Raw genomic sequence first — 23,065 nt, 5'->3', positions numbered from 1 at the left:
CGCATGCAGATTACTGATCAGTTTCAGTTGTGGATGTTTCATATTTTTCGAGCACTGACATTTCGGAGATAAGATATTTTATATATAATTTTTTATATGTTCCTGTAGAAGTCAAAAAAAGAAGAATTAAAACAAAAAGAATAGAGGAAATTAATATGTAACGAGAAGAGTCTGTGTCGATAATTGCTAAATATATTGACAACGTGTAAATGATTAATATAATTGAAAACACCACCCACATGCTTCGGCAGAAAGAATAGAGATTTTGAAACCGTTGTGAAAGAGTCTCAGAATTCTGCCCGACATTTGCCGCCACGAAGGTGTAGAAAGATTCGTCAGGAGGGCTTTCGCGTTGTTTTAGCTTGATATCATGTATTTCACTACATTGTTCGTCAAGTTTTCTTGCTAAAACCGGATCAGATGGCTCCCAGCGATCCAAGTGTTCTGGATATGTATAATCGTAGTTTGAACTAATCCATACCTGAAATAATACACGATGTCGTTGGAACACGGGATATAGCTTGTCGACTACCCAACCACTGAACCAAACAGTTGTATTGAGTATCTTCCGCAACGGTATGGTAATAACATTGACTATTACATACGATACCCATTGAAGAATCTGAACCATTATTTCCGGAATCGACTTGTAGATTCCTGGTTGTAAACGCAATATATTTGATGGATGTTCTAACACATTTATAAGTCCCACTTCCTCCTGATTAGCCGTTTTGTCTTCATCTGGGTCACTACTTACTGAATCATCTGGAACCAGTTTATTCCCTTTTTCGCTATCTGAGTCACTACTTACTGAATCATCTGGAACCAGTTTATCCCCTTTTTCGCTATCTGAGTCACTACTTACTGAATCATCTGGAACCAGTTTATCCCCTTTTTCGATATCTAAGTCACTACTTACTGAATCAATTCGAATTGGTTTATCCCCTTTTTCGCTATCTGAGTCACTACTTACTGAATCAGATTGAATTAGTTTAGCTACCTCTTCAGCGTCCGGGTGATCCATTGAGCCAGGTCGCTCATTGTCTCCAACTTTTTTATCCAGATCATCAGTGTTGAAGTCATAATTAGGCTTTAGTTTAAGTTCTAAGATCTTTAATGATCCAGTGAGAGATAAGACACTATCTTTTAGTTTTCGTCCAAACTTAATCAGCCGTCGTCCGACATTTAGGAGAAATCTTTCAGTTACTCGAGCGAACATATGGATTGCTTCACCAATTAATAATCCGATAGCCAGAGCAGCAGCAATCAGAGCCACCAGCTCGATTAATGTGGGATTGTTACCATATTGGGTAGGTAAATTATCATTCGGTGATATCAGAATAATTCCGGCTGTGAGCGTCGCGCCAGGGATTGATTTCCCAAAAAGATCATATCTATTAAAAACCCCAAGATATCTTGATGCCATGCGATATATTGCAAGATTCGTGTCACTGTTTTAAAAATATAAGTCATATGGCTCCTCGGTCGCATGGAACAACTTGGTGTCAGTACCGACCGTATGGCGCGTAAAGACGGCAGTGTGAAGTTATCAGGGAGTGGATGGGCAGATGTTCAAGAGTTCGGTGGACGGACTGTGTACGACCTCTTGAGCGCATACAAAGACACCAAACGCAGCGAGCTTCAATCATACCGTCTCGACGCCGTAGCACAAGTTGAGCTGGACGACGCCAAAATAGAACACAGTGACATGGGTTACCACGAAATGTGGCAAGAAAACCCAATCAAGTTTCTCAACTACAATGCAAAAGACACGCTATTGACAGTCGGCATTAACAAAGAGGCGGGAGTTATCGGGTTCAAGAACGCTCTCCGTGAGGAGGTCGGCGTTGACTTTGACCTGACTCGACAAAACAACCAATTCATCGAGATGTTCGTTCGGTGCAAGTTACACGAAGAAGGACTGCACGGACCAACTAAGCACTTCCAAGGCAAGGAGGACTTCGGCGGCGGGCACGTCTTTGAACCAGCCAACGGTGTCTACGAGAATGTCACAGGAATTGATGTGAAGTCATTGTATCCAATGGCGATGAAGATGTTCAATATCTCGCCCGAGAAAAAGATAGAGAGTCCAACCACGCCGGGCTTCTCGCACAATAAAAGTCCAAACGGAATCTACTTTGACCGACGAGAAGACGGCATCTTTCGAGAGCTAATTGACGAAGCCATTGACCTCAAAGAAAGTTACCGTGACAAGAAAAACGACGCTGGTGACCGTGGTGATCGAGAAGCAGTTGCAACGTGGGGTGAACGGTACGCCGTTGCCAAAACTATCACTAACTCAATCTACGGAGTGCTCGGATGGGAACACTTCTTCCTATACGACAAAGATGTAGCAGAAGCAATCACCGTCTTAGGTCGGAAATGTATCAAACGGACTGCACAGTACGTCGAAGAAGAAACCGAAGGCGAAGTATTGTACGGTGACACTGACAGTAATTACATTAAGTGGTCTGACGACTGGAGCATGGAGAAATGCTTGCGACGTGCCAAAGAAGTATGCGACACGTTGAGCAATGAGGTGTATCCCCGCTTCGTCAACGAGCAGTACAATGTTCCGGTCGAAGACAACGAGTGGTTGATCGAGCGCGAGAACTACATCAAGCGGTTCTTCCAATCAGGCAAGAAGAAACGGTACGCATATCTGTGTCATTGGGACGAGGGCGACGACATTAGTGACAATCCCGAACGGAAGATAGTCGGCTATGGATCTAAGCGGTCTGACTTTTCAGAATTGACTCAAAACACGCAGAAGAAGGTCATAGAAGCCATTCTTGACGGGAAAAGCGAAAATAAAATAGTAAGTATCGTGGAAGCCGCATCGAACGTTATTACCCCGGACTCAGCAGTGAAGATTGGGGTTCCATCGGCATCCCCGGCGGGCTTGGAAAGAAGATTAGTCAAGAGCACGCCGACAACGATGATTATTACAACTGGTCTTCCAGCGGCAATCATCCACAGGGGGCACACCCACGAGCGGCGTGGAACGCAAACCATATGCTTGACACAAATATTGGATCAGGCGATAAACCAATGCGAGTGTATCTCGACAATCAGTACTCCGATGAGATGAATCGGAACATCGACGTGATCGGATTCAATACTGTTGATGAGATTGCGAGTTACGATGGTGAGTTTATCGTTGACGTTGATCGCATGATAGAGGGCGCGGTTATTCGTCCTCTTGACAGTGTGCTTGCGGCGATTGAGATTGATGTTCAGTGTGCGGTGAATGGTATGAGTCAGAAGGGGTTGGCGTCGTTTTGTTAGCCGGAATGAATAGAATTATATGTCAATAAAAGAAACTCACTGGGTGTAACCGGGGTACGTGTAGGGGTGGTGTACCGCGACGGAATACTTTGGATTGAGTTTTGCCCTCTCAGGACCGTTTGAAAAACAGCAGAAATGGGGGGTAAATAAGGGGGGTTCTTTATAACGACCCCCGCGCCGTCTGGTCAATCCACCGCGACGAAGGAGCGGTATGGACTCGCCGGGATTTGAACCCGGGGCCTCTCCCATGCCAAGGGAGTGATCTACCCCTGATCTACGAGCCCACATTGTACGATATATTATTTCAATTGTAATATTAAGCCCTTCGACTCATATATCAGTACCAATATCATCGGTATCTGTCAGTCGCAATGTTTTTTATACACTCAACCGATAATTTAGTTGGGAACAGCACGGCCGCAAATCTGACTTGCCGTCTCTAGACGGCTTGGGATTGCGGAAGTGTGACACAAGAGCCGTATCTGATACTCGTCTCTTACTTCACCGCTTTTCTGCGGTCTGTGCCGTTCCAATCAACGTATATTGACCAATTTAGATTGATACACCAATGGCACGAATGCACACCCGCCGCCGCGGTTCGTCCGGTTCGGACAAGCCGGTGGCAGATGACCCCCCAGAGTGGAGCGATATTGATGCTGACGCAATTGAAGAACGCGTTGTCGAACTTGCGGAGCAAGGACATGAACCAAGTCAAATCGGGATGAAACTTCGAGATGAAGGCGTCAAAGGAACTCCGATTCCAGATGTCAAACTTGCGACTGATAAGAAAGTAACGACAATCCTTGAGGAGCATAACGCAAAGCCGGAGCTTCCTGAAGATCTTCGAAATCTCATGGAGCGCGCAATTCGACTCAGACGACATGTCGATGAAAACGGACAGGACATGCAGAATAAGCGTGCACTTCAAAATACTGAGTCGAAAATCCGTCGTCTCGCTTCATACTATCGTGGCGACGAACTTGATGAGGACTTCACCTACAGCTTTGAAGTCGCTGTCGAATTACTTGAGGCGGAAGAGGCATAGACAGAAAACCCAAGCTCAAAAATATATGACCCAGATTGATCATATGATTTCTCAGCGCATGATTGCTGTGTGTTCATCACAGGATACCAGGGACAGACAGTAATTACGCTGATATCATCACCATGTCAGAGTTTTAGCTCTGAGAGACTGCTAATCGACTCAACTCAACGTATACCGACGATGACAATATCAACACGCTCTGAGATGCCGACAATAGATGGCTCTGCTGAGAGCGTCGCAACGACACTTACAGATACAGCATTTGTTCGTGTTATTTGTCGGAGTAATGGTGATGCAATTGCGGCAGCAGGACTCCTTGCGCGCGCACTTCGTCGGGAGAGCACTCCGTTTCAAATTCGCGCTGATCAGTTTGGGCACGCTAATCCAACGGTTACCGACCAGGATGATGGTTGCTGTATTGCACTTGGATTATCGCATCCAGCAGCAGATATCAATATTAATCCGGTCGAACGATCGGTGACACGCAGTGTTTATGCAGTCACTGAGGCACTCACTACGCCAACGCACGCATCTGAGTCCGGAGTAGATACGACCGATGACGTGAGTGGAGAAGATGTGAATATTACCATTCCACCGACTGATACACTACTTGCACTTGCTGGTATCATTACAACCGGCGTTTCACTCGAAACGAAGTCAGCGAGTAATAATCAAGAGCAAACGCAGGCACAATCACAAACAACGGATGATAGTGGGTTCGCTACATCACTACTTGAAACACTGACAACAACAGACACTGTCTCAGTTGACCAGCAACCAGGAGTCGGGATCCCTATTAGCAATGTTGTTGATGGTCTTGCTCACTCGACATTAATGCATGCATCATTCAGCGGAGATGTTGATGCAACTCAAGCGATGATGGCTGAGATTGATCTTGACGTTGACATTGATGCTCATAGTAGTGAAGGTGATGATCAAGGTGAATTCACTGATGCGGTATCATTAATAAATCTCTCAGATGAGGATCAGCGGACGATTGCTTCTGCGGTCACGATTGATGTAATCAAGGCATCGACGCCGACAGTTGGAACTGCAATATCTCTTGAGCAGGCTCTTCATCCGCAGTATCTACCAGATGGTCCGATGACAACAATTGAAGGATACGCAGACGTTCTGCGTGCAGTTTCACGCGAGCGCCCGGGAACTGCTATTGCATTCGCAATCAGTCATGATGCAAGTGATGCAGTACTCAGCGCTTGGCGTGAACATGCACGAGCTGTTCATCACATACTCCAAACTGCACATACAGGGCGATATGACGGTGTCTATCTCCTTCGATGCCGTGACCATGATGAGTTCCAAGACTCATCAACCACCTCGGGTCCTGATGAGATGAGTAGCACTACTGAATCCGGGAAAACAGAGACAGACAGTTCGGTAGGCGATATATCGACCCCGGGGCGGTTATTGACAGTCGCAGAGCTTGCGTCAAGATATCAGACACCTGAGTCTCTTGTGCTTGCAATTGGTGAGGAGGTTGTCGCAGTTGCCACACAACCAACACGGGATACGCAGTCAACATCAACTACTGTTGATGCAGTTGTGGTCGCGGAGGCACTCAGGACCAACATTGATATAGAGACAACTGATATTCCTGCGGAGAATAACGCTGTCAGTCAGATGGATTCAACAACCACACCAGCGGAATCTGATGATGTCGACGATGGCGCTAATGCAGGTGATACGGGTGATGATGAAATAAATCAAATGCAGGATGGATGGGTTGGAGATGCGAATCAAGCACTTGTGCGTGTTAATTCGACAGTCCCTCCAGCGGAGATTATCGCTGTTGTCCGTGAACTGACCCGAGAGGAATCATGAGGATGGATATATGACAGATAAGAATCAATCAGCGGAGGATACTACACATACAAGCAATAATTGCAAGCACGAAAACGATGCAACCAATACGAAGTATCGAGTGAATGATCAACGCGATGCAACAGAGGATGATGATGCAACTATGGGCATGACCTACACACAAAGATCGGACTCCGAGTCAGAGCTAGACTCAGGGTCATTGTCATCGTTGTCATCGCCGTCATCGCCGTCTACAGATGCAGAGTCGTGCGTCGATGCAGATTCGGCGGGAGTATCACGAACCGCGCAAGTTGAGACGACACACACTGATGTTGAACTCGTCGCAGCAGCAGTGCGACCAGACAACACCGCATCAATGACAATGTCTGTTGATAATCAGACAGAAACCCTTCAGACAACAATAACCCGCGAGACGACTGGTGGGATGCAATCAACAGTCGATGACATGATTGTCAATCTGACGGTAGCAGATGCCGTCATCACCGCAGTTGAACAGTGTCGTCAGAGTTGTATAGATTCAGAATCACAATCACAATCACACACATCTCAAACACATGAGTGAACGATCAGTTTCAAAACAGAAGAGTAGCGACCGATGGTATAGCATAATTGCTCCAGAGCAATTTGACCGCAGTGAACTTGGATCAACCTTTGCAGACGACCCTGAGAAGATCCACGGACGAACACTTGAAGTAACACTTGGTGATATCACTGGTGACCAAGGCGAGAACAATACTAAGCTCACATTCAAAGTAAACGATGTCACGAGCGATGCAGCATACACTGAGTTCATTAAACACGAACTTGCACGCGATTACCTGCGAAGTCTTATTCGACGCGGTGCATCGAAGATTGATGCTGCAATTACTGTCCGCACGACAGATGACTATCGTGTGCAACTCCAACCAGTTGCATTCACAACAAAGAAAGCCGACCGAAGTCAAGAACAGGCAATTCGACGCGTTATGATCGATCTTGTCGAAGATGCCGCCGATGAGCGTACATTTGCGGATCTTATCGATGCTGCAATCGAAGGGCAACTATCCTCTGCTATCTATGGTGAAGCAAAGACAATCTATCCACTTCGTCGCGTTGAAGTAAAGAAACTAACACTTGAAGCTCGTCCTGAAGAGGTTGCCGCCGAAGAGGCTGCCGCAGTTGACGTTGACGAAGCAGACGTCGCAGTCGAATAGGATATATTTGTATTTGTATTTATCTCTATCTCTCGATTAATTTCGAGAAACTCCAGATTGAATAGCTGTTCTCTCTCGATAGCGAAGTTAGTTACTCAACAGGTTCTACAGTGACCGTCCCAATCATGCCCTGTTGTTCATGTGGGATACAGAGATACTCATATGTCCCTGGTATATCAAAGGTATATTCCCATGTCTCACCGCCGTCAATTAGTCCACCAAGGTCATTTCGAAATGCCTCACGAGCCGCATCCTCAGTTTCATAGCCACCAGTTGCAAAATATGATGCTGCATCAGGAATTCCTGATTCATACGCTGTTACCGTGTGACCACGGGAACTGGTATTCTGCCACACAACACTCTCACCCGCTGTAATCGTGATCTCCTGTGGTGTATACGCAATTGCTGTCATCCCGACATCGTATGCATCACCGCTTCCAGGCTCAGACCCTCCGCCAAGACATCCAGCTATACTTGTCGTCATAACAGCACCGACACCGGTCCCGAATGAAGTAAGAACTTGTCGACGCGATGGAGTATCCGTGTTGTTCACCGCTTTGTCGTTCATACATTATTCTCCAAGCGCAAACGGTATATCAGTTATTTGTAAGGGTATTTTATGATAGTTATCATGTCGTCCACCAGTCGATTATATGCTGAGCAGGCGCAATACTACGGCGTTTAATACTCCTGAAAACTTACTGAGAAATTCAATTCAAAATCTTGGCATAGAGTAGCTGCTGATACTGCTGCATAGGACCGATGGTTCAAAATGTTTCATGAAGTACTATACGCGGAGGAGGATGTCAAAAATCTAGGATGCGGTGATATCGAATAGACAGATGTAAAGAGGTAAATTGGTCCTCTGAATTGCTGGGAGTATGGAACCACGGTTCGTCGGTCGGATTGGGCTTGCCGACGTCGTGACTATCGCCAATGCTGCTGTTGGGTTTCTTGCTACAGTAGCTGCAATAGTGGATATTACACTTGCAGTACGGCTTATTCTACTCGCAGCGATTGCCGATGCGCTTGATGGGGTCATTGCTCGACATCGTGGGGGAACAACTGTCGGTGAATATCTTGATTCACTTGCAGATGTCGCTTCATTCGGTGTTGCACCGGCATCAGTAGTTGCGGTGGTCATCCTTGACGTGTGGCATCAATCAAACTGGTGGGGGCTCGCTCTCGGTGGCACGGCACTGTTCGTCGCCGCTGCAGTCACACGACTTGGTCTCTATACAGCATATGATAGTGCAAGCAACGAGACTGAGGGTGTCCAAACAACATTGGCAGCCACAATTCTTGCTGCAAGCGTGCTTGCTGGATTCACAAATCCAGCGATTCTGTCCGCTCTAGTGGTGATATTGACAGTGCTTATGCTTGCACCAATTACATATCCTGACCTCCATGCACAAGATGCGATTGTGATGGGATCTGTTCAAACAGCAGCGATTGGACTAACTGGATCGTTTGGGCATCACATTGCTGGTACACTCGGAGAAGGATTCGCCTTTGGGCTATTATTCTTATCTCTTGCTTATCTCGTGTTTGGACCGCAGTTTTATTGGCGACGCGAGTGACAAGTATGTCAAGTATGTAAAATATATAAAATATATTATATACGGTCTGAATGCTCGAGTGATTTACTCACGTCTAGTTATTGCATGTGACGTGACTCAGCGCGAGCGAAGGCATGGTCACGAACGCAATTGTAAACAGAAATTACATTCCCATGTCCGAAGCAGGTTCAGGGATTGGAAGATCATGAACATTGACACGAAGGAGTTCTGCAGCGTGATCGAGTGCCATATCAAATCCATAATATCGCTCTAACTCATCACCGTTCGCGTTCGGTCTCACCTTCAACATTGCATATCCCTCTCGGTTCTGTGCAACCGCGGCTGTTTGCCCACCAGTCTCTGATTCGAATTCAAGCACGCGTTCGGTCTCAGTCTCGCGATATCGTGCAACAATACCATCGGCTTCTGTCTCATGCGCAGACATAGTAATCGCTTAGATATCGAGACAGTCGTATCTACCGGCCGTACCATGACCAGCCACCCTGATATAATGAACATACCTCGAATCTATATTCCGTAGCGCTAAGATGTAATCTGATATATTTTTATTTCTTCTACTCAATTTAATGAAATTTCAATACGTGTATTGCCATGATATGTTCTCGAACATCCTCGAATACAAGGCGAAGGGTGAGGGAATCGAAGTTGTCGAAGTGTCAGAGCGCGACACGAGCAAAACGTGTTGTGTCTGTGGGAGAAAAGACGAGAGTCAGCGTGTTGAGCGTGGTCTGTACGTGTGTGAAGAACACGACGACGGCGACGGGGATGCGTTCAACGCTGATGTGAATGGGGCGGAGAACATCCGTCTCGACATCAATCACACAGAAAGTAACTCTGAGTCTGCACCCGATTTGGGTGGTGATAGCAGTACCGGCTGGTTGGCACAGCCTGGAGTCTATCTTCATGACCTTTCCCGAGGATTCCAACCTCGGACAGAGGTGGGAGACTACAAACCGTAATATCCCAACCCAGCGGTGCGGTGCCGTTGGATTCCTCCAAGTTCACGCGGAGGAGGATGTCAATCTGGATAACGTGCACTGAGAGATACTAAATTGGAATCGCTTCCCGCGAACCTTTTTAATCCTTACTTCGTAGTAGCATAATATCCCGAATGTCTCAGCAGGATGACCATCCGAGAGTCGACCAGGCTGATTTACGTTGGTGCCATCGGTCGGTGCAGGGCGTTTCACGGACTTTTGCACTCACCGTCGACGTCCTTGACGAACCGATGTCGTCATACATCTGCCTTGGATACCTTGTTTGTCGAATTGCAGACACAATCGAGGATGCCTCACACATCTCATCAGAAACGCAAGCTGAACTACTTGAAACGTATGATGCTGCGCTTGACCCAGAGAACGAAATAGACGCCGCCACCTTTGCGTCTGCCGTTGAACCGCATCTCCCAACAGGTGAATTAGACGATGACTGGACTGTTGTTCGCAATGCACCTCGTGTTCTTCGTACGTTTGGGGAACTTCCTGACGAGGTTCAAAAAGCTATCATCCCACCTGCAAGGGAACTTGTCCAAGGAATGACTACCTTTGTCGACCGATACTCCGACACTGGCGGACTTCGTATCCAAACGCGTGAGGAACTTGAAGAATACTGTTATTATGCGGCAGGAACAGTTGGAAATCTTATCACGAATCTTCTCACACGAGGTAGTGTCGCCTCAGAGCGACGACAGCAACTATATGAGACAGCAGAGGAATTTGGATTGCTACTGCAGTTAGTGAATGTCTCAAAGGATGTCTATGACGATTATACCGATGAAGATAATATCTATCTCCCAGCAGAGTGGCTTGCTGATGAAGATGTCCCACAAGATCAACTTGTTGATCCTGAGCATGAAGCTGGCGCGGCGACTGTAGTTCGGCGGACGGCATCACTTGCTGGTTCGTTTCTTGATGACGCCGAAACATATCTTGAAACAATCCCCCTTCGAGACGGGAATACACTTGAAGCATGGGCTATCCCATTTTTATTGGCTGTTGGCACTCTTCGTGAACTTCTCTCACGCCCTGAAGATGCCCTTTCGGAGACAGATGTGAAGATTTCTCGTGAAGAGGTATTTGCGGTTGTTGAAGAAATGTCAGGAACGACTGACCGTGATGTCCTCAATCGACTTCGTACACGAATTGCTGAGGAGCCATATCACCGACGTCCAACAAGCGCTGACTAACGCTGATTAGGTCTGACTCTGAAACGACCGCACAAGCACTTGTGCAGTCACGCTGACTAATAGAATAATCAGTATTCTACTGCAGATATCAGATATTGCAGACACATGTTTGAGTGGGTTTTTAATCATCGAATCGCAACGGACTCTATATGGGTACCGAAGAATCACATGACGATCATGGGCATCATCTTCCAGCAGTTGAAGACTGGCCTCGGGGCTTCGGCGAAGCGAGTTGGTGGCCGTTCGTCACTGCAGTCGGGGCAGCAAGTGTCTATGTCGCAGCAGCATTATACATCCTTGGGCAGAGTAATAGTGACCTTGTTGGACCGATGGTGGGTCCTGCAACCATGGTTGTCGCTGTTGGTGTCTTTCTTGCTGGTCTGTATGGCTGGGTGTATCATGCTTTTGTCAGTCACTTTTGGTCACGAGAATCAAGTGGACAAAGTGCGAATAAACTCCGCTGGGGAATGTTAGCATTTCTTGGATCTGAACTAGCAACATTCGGAGCGTTATTTGGATACTATTTCTATATACGCGCTGGAAACTGGGGTTCAATTTTTGTTGGGATTCCAACCCTCACAGGGTCACTTGTACTGATTAATACGACATTGCTGATTGCATCGTCTGTGACGCTTCATTATGCGCATGTTGCAATTCGAAATAACAAGCGAAAGAAATTCATTGGCGGCCTCTTGGGAACGCTTCTCCTTGGAATAGTGTTTATTGGTGGGCAGGTGTATGAATACTATGAGTTCATCATTCACGAGGGCTTCACACTCACTTCAGGTATCTTTGCATCAGCATTCTTCGGATTGACAGGGCTGCATGGAGTCCATGTGAGTCTTGGTGCGGTACTGATCGGCGTCGTCACGCTTCGTGGATTACTTGGACAGTATTCGGCTGATCGGCATGTCTCTGTCAGCACTGCATCCATGTACTGGCACTTTGTTGATGTTGTCTGGATTTTCCTTGTCGTTGTATTATACCTCGGTGCTGAAGTCGGAGCTTAGACGACTTGTTTTATGTTGATGCTAATTTATTGAATCTGTTAATCCCAGCATCAGTGCCAACAACAACGAGCGTGTCCCTCTGTTGAATCACAAAATCTGGACCAATGTTGGTATGTAAGTCATCATCGCGCTCTGCGGCGACGACCGTGCTTCCAGTTCGAGCTCGGATGTCTGCTTCGACAAGTGATTGTCCAGCGAGTCCTGGTGCGTCAGTGCGAACAACCTCAATCTGTGATTGTGCAACAATAACATCCTGCTCAGCTAGGCTTGACGCAAGAATGCGACCACTGACTGTCGATAAGGCAAGCACATACTCAGCTCCGGCGTGATAGAGTTTTTGAACACTCTCAGCATCATTTGCTCGGACGATAATCTCTGTTTGCGGGGAAAGTTGTGAGATGACAAGTGTTGCAAAAATAGCTGCTGTATCATCATCGATTGCAAGAAGAACACTCTCAGCGTTTTCAATTCCTGCCTCATATAATGTCTCAGCATTGGTCACATCCCCAATAATATCAACATTGTCGGGTTTGGACTGATCCTGGTCAATAATGACGTGTGTGAGGTTTGCAGATTCAAGTGTCTCAGCAGCACATCGACCAACCTCACCATACCCAGCAACAACAACACGTCCACGTCGATGTCGTCGTGTTTGTGATTGTGCAAGTACATGGAGTCGCTCAAGTTGCTCTTCACTCCCGGTCACAACCAATACGGAGTGTTCATCAAGTTCAGCTTCCGGTGATGGTGGCGAAACAAACTCACCACGGAACCAAATCCCAATTATATTAACCCCAGTGCGCTGCCCAATTTCGCTGTTGATGATCTTTTTACCAACGAGCGTGCTATCTGGGTGAACAAGCACTTCTGCGATTTCGAAATCATCGCCGATTGGAACCGCATCATTGAATTTCGATGCAATTGGTGATGCAGCCTTTTGTGCAAGACTCTCACCAAGCAGTTGTCGCGGGGAAACGACCTCATCAGCACCGGCGTACTCGTGATAATCGGATACTTGTGGATCCTCAGCAAAGCTCACAATCCGAAGCTCACTTGTCAACTCACGTGCTGCGAGGATAACACTTGCATTTCGGCGGTCGTCACCATCAGCGATAAGCGCACGAGCAGTCGATACGTTTGCATTCGCTAATGTATCGACCGCTTCTGGATCACCGTGTATCACCTCATACCCCTGTTGTGTAAGTTCGACTGCTCTATTCCGATCAGGTTCGATCACAACATGTGAGATACCCTGTGATTGTAGCTCATTGATTAGAACTGCGCCACGATCTGTAAACGCAGAGACAACAACGTGGTCTTCGATTGTCGTTGTCGTTGGAGGGCTTCGTTCAAGCGCCTGCTCAACGAGTGGAACAACAAATAACGGGAGGGTCGTGAAAATAAATGCAACCCCAGTCAATTGCATTAATATTGAAAGCACAAGCAGCGGTGCTGAACTCCACTGGTCAGCATCCTCACCATACCCTGTGGTTGTAAACGTCTCGATGACAACGTGAAGTGCTTCAATCCAACTGACAGAGATACCCTCAAATGTCGCCATTGACCATTGATAAAGAGCGGTAAAAAGTATGATCGAAATAGATGCAGTAAGAATATAAAGCCCAAGTCGCCGTCTCGTATGTGAGACTGGCTGCTGGGTATTAGACGCCATGTCGATTCGACAACGGGGAGGGTAAAAAAATCGCCGAAGCAGGACGCTAGCAGTGATATAGCATTAATTATTGATACATGACCATGGTGAATACCGCAATCTCAAGTACAAGCTCTCTCAATCGTTCAACTGACACAAACTGCCTGCACATCGAATGAGTTCGGTATTCTTCGCGGTTTGCTTGCCGCAAGCAATCAAGCATTGATACCCGCCGGCACGAACTCAGAAGAGCATATCGGTGTGATATATTACGCTCTCTATGTGCTCCAATATATGAAATTTTGACAATAATAATTCCACGATATAAATATGATCCGACATATTCCAGTTCCATCGATGTTTACCAATATCCAGAAATGAAGAATGATCATCAGATATAATAAGTGTGAAGTTGTGTATAAATCGAGTAGACAAGAAACGATTAAGCCCAAACCGAACATACACCCATAATGATGAGTGAGTACACCGAAGAGGAACGGCAGATTGTCGCGTATTTGCGCGATAGCGTCGCTGCGGGGGAGCGATACTTCCGTGCGAAAAACATCGCCGACGCAATTGGCCTCTCGGCGAAGCAAGTCGGTGCGCGGCTGCCTCAATTGGCAGAGAAATCCGATGATGTCGATATTGAGAAATGGGGGCGAGCAAGATCAACGACATGGCGTGTCACCCGTGGATAATAACCAGAGTCTGTAATCTCCCGGAGCAGTTCTATAGACTTACCCTGCCACATGTCGATGTAACCAATTCCAAGGACGGGGTGTTTTTATCATCGCCATGTATAACCGCTGTATGACGGTACGGGTCAGGCGCGTTTTTGAGTTCACGGTACCGCCTTCAGATGTGTGGAAGTTTATTGCTGACCCATCAAAACGGGCGGACGCGATCAGTGTTGTAGATACATATGAAGTCGATACGACAAACACCGATAGCGATGATGTACCAATATCCGCAACGTGGGAGGTGGCGTTGCCAATTCCACTCATTAGTTCAACAGCAACAGTTAACACCGAAGATGTTGACAGAGATCCGCCGACGCATGTCAAGTTTGTCGGGAAGTCATCTGTAATGAATGTGACCGGTGAACATACAATCGAACATGATGAACCAAACCAGACGACACGATTAATCAACGAATTCGTCGTTGATGGTCGTGTTCCAGGTGTTGAACGGTATTTTAAACGGAATCTTGATGACGAACTCGACAATCTTGAGTCAGCACTTCGTCGGAGCTTTGAAGCATAACCAAACGGTTACTCGGTGGATTTATACCGGTACGCTAACTAATTATTATTGCCGACGCAAGACGCTTTTCTCGTCGAGTCGGCAAACCTAACCACCGCACACCGCATCACACTCATACCGCAGTGTTTCGGGGTCCGCTGCGGTTACCGCTCGCTCCCGTCGCTCGCTGTCACCATCGCCTTCGTTCCGCCTTCACTTTCGCCTCCCGGGTTCACTCTGGGTTCTCACCCACCCCTCTTCATATGTAAACTACTATTAATGATCGACTTATCACTCAACAGGTGTTACCCCGTCCTCACGAAACAACCGAAGAGGCCGCAGTAGCGAGAGGATATAGCGTCCGTCAGCGCAAGCAGGGCAAGGATGTCACGACACATTATATTTGCATGAGCAATATCTCAGCAGTATCTTCATCATGAATTATTTTAGTATCTGATATGGAATGCGTTATTAGATATCAAGCAATAAATGAGAAATACATTTCAAGTAGTGTATGTCTTATATTGCTGGATTTGACTCAGCGGATGCAGCTCGCGTTTCGATTTCACCTTTGAGAACAGCAGAATCAAAGTCATGATCCGGACGAATATTAACAAAATCAAGAAAGCGTGCTGCCACAAGGAGCTCTGAGAGCGTATATGAGGAAAGAGCTGCATCAATGGTTGATTTGACACCGAGATGTGGTTCAAGTGCTCCCAGTGCACAGGCAATATCATATGCCATTGCATCAGCAACACTCTCTTCATTCACATTTGTCACATCAATAAAATACACATCATCCTCATACAGAAGAATATTCTCTGCACGAAGATCACCGTGATAGAGCCCATCCTCGTGCATCTGTCGTAACATCTTGAATATGATCGGTGCAACATCTGTCTCTGCTTGTTGATTTAAACTATCAAGCGTCTGGAAATCTGGGAGATACTCAGAGACGAGAATACCCAAATTATCTACTTCAAACGTTTCAATTGGTTTCGGAGCGTTAAGTCCAAGCTTACGCATTCGCTTTGCAGCCGTGAACTCATGTTCTGCCATCTCTAGTGGTGTCGCAAAATGCTCAAAAAATCCCTCGCCTTCGGTTCCAGCAGAAAAGGCTCCGAGGTTTCGACCAGCAGTCAAAAGCGCGTGAACAACAGAATTCTGTTTTGAGATAATCTTAACAAACCACCGCTCATTGACAATCATCGGCGTTGAAAGCCAATTGTCAGCGTCAAGAAACTCAATATGAAGCGAATCAGCCGTGTGACCGTATCGGTCGGCAAGTTCGCGAGCGACCGCCTCTAACCGCGGCCACTCGATGTGCCCACGAACATATCGGCGGACTTCCATATGATAATGTATTGTTACGTGGGTATATTACTTATTCGTCGCTCACTTCACTGCATCTCATTTGGATCTGCAAATAAGCAGGGCGAGTATCTCGGGGCTTATCCCTGAGATACGCTACGTTCCGTTTGCATCTGTACGCACAGTCAGCACTGGGACTGATGAACGCCTGACAGTTCGTTCAGTTACACTCCCAAGAAGATATCGCTCAAGCCCAGTCCGACCGTGTGTTCCTATAACAATGAGATCGATATTATGCTCCTCAGCGTATGTCACAATAGCATCATCAGGAATACCAGCCTCAACTGCCGGTGTGACACTAATGTCAGTGTCAGCAGCACGGTCTGCAACAGCATCAGTCAACTCATGTGCGTTCTCGCGGAGCGTTGATTCGACCTGTGCAGGGCTGATTGTTGGAGCACCGTGACTGACATCTCTTACATCAACGACCGATAATACATGGATTTCTGCGTCATACTGTTCTGCAAGGTCAAGCGCATGCGTGACCGCCTCCTCTGCACACTTGCTGCCGTCCGTCGGTATGAGGATATGATCGTACATATACCAGCAATATTCACCAGCCACTGGCTTATACATGATGGATTATTTCCAATAAATGGGATATCGCATTGCGAATACAAATTAGGCATGATTGATATCCTCTCCGCGGTGAACTATTCCACACTACTCGCTCACTGCGTTTACTCCTTGAGGACGCGGGCTTAGCGCCTGCATCTAGCTAAAATCGCGAGGTATACTCGGTTTACACTACTGCAGTATTACGAATAGTTCATTACCCTCAGACATGCTTAATCGGTATGTTAAAATAGAGGGGCAGAAATGCTACAACATGTTAAATACGGACATACTTGCCGCGATTGGAACTAAGTATAACGCAGATATCCTCCGCGCGAGTGGTCAACCGCAATCTGCACAGGAACTAACTGAGAAGCTTGATATCCCGATCGCGACATGTTACCGTCGAATTGAGCAACTAATCGAAGCCAATCTTCTCACTCTACACGATTGTGTTCTTTCTGATCAGCACCGACAGACGAATATCTATCAACGTCATATCGATGAAATTACGATCCAATTCCGAAAGGATGGCATAGAAATGAATCTGTCTCGTCCATCAGCAGTCATTTCACAACTTAATCGAGTGCGAGACAGTAACTCAAAAGAGGAATTCTAGTACTGTCTGAGCTTTTTTACAATATACGAACACCGCCTGGGCTTGATATCGAGGAGATTCTCACAACAAGAATCCAAGGCTTCAGTCATAGGCGGATTTCAAGCTACTTGTGCATCTTCCCAACCTTCTGTATGCACCCGATCAGATGGAATTCCTAATTCGTCTAATCGCTCCTTTGCAGCGACAACTGCTACCGGCACGCCACAAATGTAGTAATCTGCATCAGATCCCAGCGAATCGGTCACACCTGAGAGTTGTTCTTGAATATACCCAGTGTGACCATGCCATTCTTCACGCGAAAGGGAAAATCTCGTTTCGACTGGGTATGTGAGTTCATATTGTTCTAACAGTGGTTTATACAATAGCTGCTCCTGTGTTTTCTCCCCAAACATAAAGACTGCCTGTGGACCTCCGTTAGCAAGATATTCCTGTAAAAGACCAATAAGCGGTGTAATACCGGTCCCAGTCCCAATAAACACCGCTGGTCGGTCTGTCTGCTGGAGAGTAAGACTTCCAGTTAGTGTTGGTTTCACCTGAATGGTATCTCCAACTGACCGTTCGTCCATATAATCGGCGACACCGTCAGTCCCGTATGCGCGAAGCATAAGACCAATCCGTGTGTCATCAACAGCAAGAACGCTGTATGGTTTCACCCCATTTTCGGTTTGAATTGCTGTGTGTTGTCCAGGCTTACCGTTAAAGCTACCATCATTCAACTCGACAATATATTGTTTACAATCTGGGCTGATCTCGCTAATGCTCGTAATCGTTGCCTCAGAAAAAGCCATTGTATCAAAAATAGGGTCTTGAGAGGGGTAAACCCCTGGTTGAATGAAAAAACTGAATAAATATCAACAGTGGTATCTCAGATGCATTTTGCTGTACTCATGCTATATTGCTTGGTGAACCCATCTTGGGTTCAAGCCGACACCTTTCAGTGACCCGTCATATGCAATCTGATTGGTGATTAGATAGCGATTGTGATGGTCAACGTGTCTGGCTGAGAGTCTCATCACACGGGCGGTCAGACACCACGCATCGTCCAACTCAGAGATAAATTGTTCCAAATCAACGTCATCCAAGAGACGAAGTCTCTCGTGATCACGAAAATCTTCGATTTTCAAACGACCCGTGTAGACTGGAACCGCTCTGAAACGACTCTCTCAGCGAGAGTGGGTTTGTCAATTCTGTCGAAGAAACAGGAAGCCTCGAGGCTTTGATATTGATGTTGATGTGGATGTTGATGTGACCCCGAGGCAGGTTCACAATTATAACGATACATTGACACATATTGGTCAAGAGTCGTAATAAATCGCGATTCAGTCATCACCACGCTGAGGCAATTTCCGCCGCCTGAGACGGAATAAAGTGTGGTCGCCCGACAGTAGATAAAGAGATGGTAGACCCGACTTCGGATCTTGGAGAAGATGTCGACGAATCTAATGCCTCGACATGTGCGACCTGTGGCGAAGCAATCGTGCAGTTACCAACTCACCATGTCGTCACATGGATTGAGGATGGAACTGCTCAACATCGACATTTCTGTTCAGAAACATGTCATACTGAATTTGAGTCTAATTCTAATTTCAATTCCAACAGTGAGAACTGATCAGGCTGAGTTATCGATTAAGTAGTGACACTGTTCATCATTTGACCTTCGTCTCATCCTAGAGAAAAACACATCTCATGTCGTTTATTCACCAGTCGGCTCCACTGCTGCTGGTTGTGGAATCGATCCACCGTGAAAAGCGATGAGCAGTGCTATTAATACAACAGCAACTCCGGCGGCGAAGAGGGTAAACACGGCATCGAAGGTATATCCTGCAGCAGTCAGTAACCCAACAGCACTGCTTCCTGTTGCCTCAATCAAAAGTGCAATTCCACTGAAAACAGCATACGCGCTTGCACGAACCTCAGATGGAAGAACACCAAGCAGCCATGTATCCAATGCCGGAAAGAGACTATGGATTGCGAATCCAATGAGTATTGAGCAGCTAAGAATGCCGACAATACCGGAAACGCGGGTAAGCATAAATAATGATGTAGCGTACACACCGAGCATTGTGAGGATGTATGGGACTGGTGCAAATCGGTCAACGAGCTGTCCTGAGAGCCAGAATGCAGGAACACCAGCCGCAAAGACGATTGTGAGATATCCACCTGCTTGTGCAGCAGGGATTGATTTAGCGTCAATCAGATATGAAACATAAAAATTGAATACACCCTGCCAGACGAATCCGGCAACGACAATCATAATGAGTCCAACGACGACAACACGCCAGTGTGTGAGTACTGCAGAGAAGTCTCTGTCAGGTCCAGTGCCGATTTGTCCTTCAATGGCACGAGCTGTACCAGCAAGCAGTATTGTTGTTACTGCTGTAGTCACTGCAAGCGCCCAAAAGGCTGCACGCCAATCAAGCGCTGTTACCGCAGCAACGGCAATAGGTGCCGCAATGACGGCTGCTATTTGTGCAGCCGTTCCATGAATTCCGATTGATCGACCAACCCGGTCCGGTCGGAGTTCACCAATCAATGGGATGGCAGCAACAAAGTATCCACCAGAAGCAATACCAATTGCAAGTGCTCCTAGTTGAAGCGTCCAAATGGACGTTGCACTTGCAGTAAATGCTGCTGACACCGAAAGGAGTCCGCCCGCTGTAAGAACAACATGGTGTCGTGGAACACGGGTAAGCACGTATCCAACCGGAATACGTGGGAGTGCACTTCCGACCCAGACAAGTGTCGTTACAAATCCAATTGTCGCTGGACCAACACCAAAGGCTACTTGAAGTGGTTCAACGAGTGGTGCAAACACCGTCCGTCCAAAATTAACGAGGAGGACCAATCCACAAAGAGTTCCAAAGAGCCGTCGCGTCACATACTAATTTTAGTTTGGAGCCAACAGAAGGCTTCCGGATTTCGATCACTATGTAATATATTATGCATTTCATGACGATACAGTTCGAAAAATAGGGCGTGACTACAGATATATCGGTAGGGAGCTAATTCCTGTGATCGATGATTCAGGGTGTCTCACCTCTATATATGCTAGTTATTTTTTGTCCTCATGAGGTCATGATTCGACGTTGGATTTTTCGTGGCTGGCCTGCGAGGGTGAGATGATGATCACAAGTGCACGCATGGCAGCTGTGGATCGTAACGCTGAGGCACTGGGGGTCTCTCCACAACAGCTCATGGAATCAGGTGGTAACGCTGTTGCGAAGACAGTGCGGGAGCTGACTGATGTAGACGTTGAATCAGAGACACCACCAGTCGCTGTTATTGTTGCAGGACGTGGAAACAATGGTGGTGATGGCTTTGTTACCGCTCGATTCCTTGATGAGTATATTGTGAGTGTTTTGTTATTAGGGCGTCCAGAGACAATCCGAACATCAACCGCAAAGCAAAATTGGGAGGCACTCATGAAGGGTGGGTACGACACAACAGTTGTTCAAGATACATCGAGTATCGAAATCGTCGGACCAAATGGCGAATCACCAGACATTGTCGTTGATGCAATGCTTGGGACGGGAGTCACCGGTGCTCTTCGCGAACCTGAGGCAACAGCAGCCAGCCAGATCAATCATACTGATGCGACCGTTTTATCAGTTGATGTGCCCTCAGGGGTCAATGCTGATACAGGTTCATCCACAGGTGTTGCGGTTGAGCCAAATCATGTCGTTACATTTCATGATCAAAAACCAGGACTCACGGCGATTGATGCAGGTGTAACAGTCGCAGATATCGGTATTCCACAGGCAGCCGAGCAGACTGCTGGACCTGGTGATCTGTATTCGCTTTCACGCCCTACACAAAGTCATAAGGGTGACTTCGGTGAGGTGCTTATCATCGGTGGTGGACCATACACTGGTGCTCCCGCATTGAGTGCACAAGCAGCACTACGGGCTGGCGCTGATTTGGTTCGTATTGCATGCCCAGTGGCAATCGCTGATGAAATACAAAGTTACAGTGAGAGCCTAATCGTTAGGGCATATCCTGGAGAACGACTTACACCAACTGCGCTTGAACATGTGCAGTCACTTGCGGCGGATCATGATGTCACGGTACTTGGTCCAGGGCTTGGTGATGATGAAAAAACACTATCAGTCGTTGCTTCGTTTCTCCGCGGGCACACTGGAACGGTCGTTGTCGATGCTGATGCACTGTCGGTTGTTCCGACGGTTGACCCTGCTGGTGAGATAATCTGCACACCACATCAAGGCGAATTAGAGGCAATGGGGGGTGAAACAGCGGATGACTGGGAGCATCGAGCAAAGAAAATGTCAGCATTCATCTCAGAACTTTCTGATAGTCATACATTACTTGTCAAAGGAGCAATTGATATCATTAGTAATGGCGAAACAACCCGAATAAATCGAACTGGAAATCCAGGAATGACAGTCGGTGGTACAGGCGATATCCTCGCAGGTGTCGTTGGCGCACTTGCATGCGTTCTTAGCCCGATTCAAGCAGCAACCGTCGGTGCATACGCTAACGGTCGGGCTGGCGATATCACCGTTGAGAAGCGCGGAAATGGGCTGCTTGCAACGGATCTTTTAGAGACAATACCAACTGCATTACAGGATCCAAAAGATGTGACAGCAGGGGTGAGCTCAGATGACTGAGGATATTAATACACAAACAGACACCAAACACTCTGATAATGAAAATCAAAGCCCTGATACAGAATTGACGCATGTCAATGCTGACGGTGATGCACAGATGGTTGATGTCGGAGCGAAACCGGACACAAATCGACGGGCCAGCGCTCGTGGGGAGATCGAACTCACACAAACAACAGTTGATGCGGTCCGCGACAATGAAATTGGAAAGGGCGATGTCCTTGCGACTGCACGGATCGGTGCTATACAGGCAGTCAAACATACATGGGAGACCATCCCAATGTGTCATCAAATCCCAATTACAAATGTCGACACGGTATTTGATCTGCATGAGACTGCAGTTGAGCTACGTGTCACCGTTGAGACAACTGGTAAAACCGGGTGTGAAATGGAAGCACTTGAGGGTGTGACAACAGGATTAAATGTTATTTGGGATATGGTAAAAGCTGCTGAGAAAGATGACGCAGGGCAATATCCTAAAACAGCAATCACCAATATCGAGGTTGTAAATAAACAAAAACAAAGTGAAACGTAGAATGACAAACGAGAAGAGAGAATATACCCCTACTCAGCTTTAGAATTCGTGTCAGTATCGGATGAATTCTTTTCACTCATGAGCGGGTAATTCACATCGATATCTACTGCGTCTATATGATCTTCCTGAGTGACATCATCCTCAGTGACCTGTGACGGATTATTATGGTGAATCTCGCGAGTCGAGTCTGACATGCGATCAGGAGGACTATCTGAAGCAACTTGGTGGGTAGTATCAGACTCCTCATACGATGTCGACTCACGGTCACTTGCTGTGTCCATTCGCTCCGGGTTTGACTCTGATTCCATTATTTCATTGTCATGTCTG

Annotated in this window: 23 protein-coding genes, 1 tRNA gene and 1 pseudogene; 16 read left to right on the top strand and 9 right to left on the bottom strand. The window is 46.9% G+C overall.

Translation table 11 applies throughout. The annotated features are described in order from the left end of the window. Positions 1–10: 10 nt before the first annotated feature. A complete protein-coding gene (locus tag HQRW_RS07180; protein ID WP_014556064.1) occupies positions 11–1,426 on the bottom strand; it encodes a hypothetical protein in 1,416 nt (471 codons plus the stop codon). 63 nt (positions 1,427–1,489) lie between these two features. Between HQRW_RS07180 and HQRW_RS07175 the strand changes: the two genes are divergently transcribed. Then, the gene (locus HQRW_RS07175) at positions 1,490–3,091 is read left to right on the top strand and encodes a DNA polymerase domain-containing protein (protein ID WP_049891820.1); all 1,602 of its coding nucleotides are present in this window, start codon (positions 1,490–1,492) and stop codon (positions 3,089–3,091) included. Beyond that, positions 3,088–3,288, top strand: coding sequence for a hypothetical protein (locus HQRW_RS07170; RefSeq protein WP_049891817.1), 201 nt, complete (start codon positions 3,088–3,090; stop codon positions 3,286–3,288). The genes HQRW_RS07175 and HQRW_RS07170 overlap by 4 nt, the downstream gene beginning before the upstream one ends. 212 nt (positions 3,289–3,500) lie before the next feature. On the opposite strand, the gene HQRW_RS07165 is transcribed toward HQRW_RS07170, so the two are convergent. Beyond that, positions 3,501–3,572, bottom strand: a tRNA-Ala gene (locus HQRW_RS07165). 284 nt (positions 3,573–3,856) lie between these two features. Between HQRW_RS07165 and HQRW_RS07160 the strand changes: the two genes are divergently transcribed. The 4 genes from HQRW_RS07160 (at position 3,857) to HQRW_RS07145 (ending at position 7,368) form a co-directional block, all read left to right on the top strand. Then, a complete protein-coding gene (locus HQRW_RS07160) occupies positions 3,857–4,333 on the top strand; it encodes a 30S ribosomal protein S15 (protein ID WP_011571607.1) in 477 nt (158 codons plus the stop codon). A gap of 180 nt (positions 4,334–4,513) precedes the next feature. Then, positions 4,514–6,175 carry a hypothetical protein gene (locus HQRW_RS07155; protein WP_014556063.1) on the top strand — a complete coding sequence of 554 codons (1,662 nt, stop codon included), beginning with the start codon at positions 4,514–4,516 and terminating at the stop codon, positions 6,173–6,175. Between the two features lie 10 nt (positions 6,176–6,185). Further along, on the top strand, positions 6,186–6,737 hold the full coding sequence (locus HQRW_RS07150; RefSeq protein ID WP_014556062.1) for a KEOPS complex subunit Pcc1: 552 nt from the start codon (positions 6,186–6,188) through the stop codon (positions 6,735–6,737). Continuing rightward, positions 6,730–7,368 carry a 30S ribosomal protein S3ae gene (locus tag HQRW_RS07145; RefSeq protein ID WP_011571604.1) on the top strand — a complete coding sequence of 213 codons (639 nt, stop codon included), beginning with the start codon at positions 6,730–6,732 and terminating at the stop codon, positions 7,366–7,368. The genes HQRW_RS07150 and HQRW_RS07145 overlap by 8 nt, the downstream gene beginning before the upstream one ends. Before the next feature lie 91 nt (positions 7,369–7,459). On the opposite strand, the gene HQRW_RS07140 is transcribed toward HQRW_RS07145, so the two are convergent. Further along, a complete protein-coding gene (locus HQRW_RS07140; protein WP_014556061.1) occupies positions 7,460–7,936 on the bottom strand; it encodes a cupredoxin domain-containing protein in 477 nt (158 codons plus the stop codon). A 313-nt stretch (positions 7,937–8,249) separates the two neighbouring features. Here HQRW_RS07140 and HQRW_RS07135 point away from each other — a divergent pair, with 313 nt between their 5' ends. Beyond that, on the top strand, positions 8,250–8,948 hold the full coding sequence (locus HQRW_RS07135; RefSeq protein ID WP_014556060.1) for a protein sorting system archaetidylserine synthase: 699 nt from the start codon (positions 8,250–8,252) through the stop codon (positions 8,946–8,948). A gap of 142 nt (positions 8,949–9,090) precedes the next feature. Here HQRW_RS07135 and HQRW_RS07130 read toward each other — a convergent pair whose 3' ends face one another. Continuing rightward, entirely contained in the window at positions 9,091–9,372 is a 282-nt protein-coding gene (locus HQRW_RS07130) for a DUF7111 family protein (protein WP_011571601.1), read from the bottom strand. A 160-nt stretch (positions 9,373–9,532) separates the two neighbouring features. Between HQRW_RS07130 and HQRW_RS07125 the strand changes: the two are divergent. The 3 genes and pseudogenes from HQRW_RS07125 to HQRW_RS07115 all read left to right on the top strand — a co-directional run. After that, positions 9,533–9,907 (top strand): annotated as a pseudogene (locus HQRW_RS07125) (zinc ribbon domain-containing protein); the annotation flags it as partial. 152 nt (positions 9,908–10,059) lie between these two features. After that, complete coding sequence (locus HQRW_RS07120) at positions 10,060–11,133, top strand: phytoene/squalene synthase family protein (protein ID WP_014556059.1); 1,074 nt, start codon at positions 10,060–10,062, stop codon at positions 11,131–11,133. A 149-nt stretch (positions 11,134–11,282) separates the two neighbouring features. Further along, positions 11,283–12,143 carry a cytochrome c oxidase subunit 3 gene (locus HQRW_RS07115; protein ID WP_014556058.1) on the top strand — a complete coding sequence of 287 codons (861 nt, stop codon included), beginning with the start codon at positions 11,283–11,285 and terminating at the stop codon, positions 12,141–12,143. A 10-nt stretch (positions 12,144–12,153) separates the two neighbouring features. On the opposite strand, the gene HQRW_RS07110 is transcribed toward HQRW_RS07115, so the two are convergent. Further along, positions 12,154–13,815: a potassium channel family protein gene (locus HQRW_RS07110; protein WP_014556057.1), complete on the bottom strand. Its 1,662-nt coding sequence runs from the start codon at positions 13,813–13,815 to the stop codon at positions 12,154–12,156. Positions 13,816–14,267: 452 nt separating this feature from the next. Between HQRW_RS07110 and HQRW_RS07100 the strand changes: the two genes are divergently transcribed. Both HQRW_RS07100 and HQRW_RS07095 read left to right on the top strand, forming a co-directional pair. Then, complete coding sequence (locus tag HQRW_RS07100; RefSeq protein ID WP_011571597.1) at positions 14,268–14,492, top strand: DUF7123 family protein; 225 nt, start codon at positions 14,268–14,270, stop codon at positions 14,490–14,492. A gap of 112 nt (positions 14,493–14,604) precedes the next feature. Continuing rightward, the gene (locus HQRW_RS07095; protein ID WP_014556056.1) at positions 14,605–15,057 is read left to right on the top strand and encodes an SRPBCC family protein; all 453 of its coding nucleotides are present in this window, start codon (positions 14,605–14,607) and stop codon (positions 15,055–15,057) included. A 498-nt stretch (positions 15,058–15,555) separates the two neighbouring features. Here the strand turns inward: HQRW_RS07095 and HQRW_RS07090 are convergent, their stop codons facing one another. Together HQRW_RS07090 and HQRW_RS07085 are read right to left on the bottom strand one after the other, a co-directional pair. After that, on the bottom strand, positions 15,556–16,389 hold the full coding sequence (locus HQRW_RS07090) for an RIO1 family regulatory kinase/ATPase domain-containing protein (protein WP_014556054.1): 834 nt from the start codon (positions 16,387–16,389) through the stop codon (positions 15,556–15,558). 114 nt (positions 16,390–16,503) lie between these two features. Beyond that, the gene (locus HQRW_RS07085; RefSeq protein WP_011571593.1) at positions 16,504–16,947 is read right to left on the bottom strand and encodes a universal stress protein; all 444 of its coding nucleotides are present in this window, start codon (positions 16,945–16,947) and stop codon (positions 16,504–16,506) included. A gap of 289 nt (positions 16,948–17,236) precedes the next feature. On the opposite strand from HQRW_RS07085, the gene HQRW_RS07080 reads away from it, so the two are divergent. Further along, a complete protein-coding gene (locus tag HQRW_RS07080) occupies positions 17,237–17,581 on the top strand; it encodes a helix-turn-helix domain-containing protein (protein ID WP_014556053.1) in 345 nt (114 codons plus the stop codon). A 98-nt stretch (positions 17,582–17,679) separates the two neighbouring features. Here HQRW_RS07080 and HQRW_RS07075 read toward each other — a convergent pair whose 3' ends face one another. Further along, the gene (locus tag HQRW_RS07075) at positions 17,680–18,369 is read right to left on the bottom strand and encodes an FAD-dependent oxidoreductase (RefSeq protein ID WP_014556052.1); all 690 of its coding nucleotides are present in this window, start codon (positions 18,367–18,369) and stop codon (positions 17,680–17,682) included. Positions 18,370–18,977: 608 nt separating this feature from the next. Here HQRW_RS07075 and HQRW_RS07070 point away from each other — a divergent pair. Continuing rightward, positions 18,978–19,190: a DUF7576 family protein gene (locus tag HQRW_RS07070; RefSeq protein WP_014556051.1), complete on the top strand. Its 213-nt coding sequence runs from the start codon at positions 18,978–18,980 to the stop codon at positions 19,188–19,190. Between the two features lie 84 nt (positions 19,191–19,274). Here the strand turns inward: HQRW_RS07070 and HQRW_RS07065 are convergent, their stop codons facing one another. Beyond that, entirely contained in the window at positions 19,275–20,459 is a 1,185-nt protein-coding gene (locus HQRW_RS07065) for an MFS transporter (RefSeq protein ID WP_011571589.1), read from the bottom strand. Positions 20,460–20,703: 244 nt separating this feature from the next. Here HQRW_RS07065 and HQRW_RS07060 point away from each other — a divergent pair, with 244 nt between their 5' ends. Further along, a complete protein-coding gene (locus tag HQRW_RS07060) occupies positions 20,704–22,206 on the top strand; it encodes a bifunctional ADP-dependent NAD(P)H-hydrate dehydratase/NAD(P)H-hydrate epimerase (protein WP_014556050.1) in 1,503 nt (500 codons plus the stop codon). Next, on the top strand, positions 22,199–22,738 hold the full coding sequence (gene moaC, locus HQRW_RS07055) for a cyclic pyranopterin monophosphate synthase MoaC (protein ID WP_014556049.1): 540 nt from the start codon (positions 22,199–22,201) through the stop codon (positions 22,736–22,738). The genes HQRW_RS07060 and moaC overlap by 8 nt, the downstream gene beginning before the upstream one ends. The last annotated feature ends 327 nt before the right edge of the window (positions 22,739–23,065 follow it).

This window comes from Haloquadratum walsbyi C23, assembly GCF_000237865.1.
In the GTDB taxonomy this organism is placed as follows: domain Archaea; phylum Halobacteriota; class Halobacteria; order Halobacteriales; family Haloferacaceae; genus Haloquadratum; species Haloquadratum walsbyi.
This window is presented reverse-complemented; position numbering and strand designations above follow the sequence as displayed.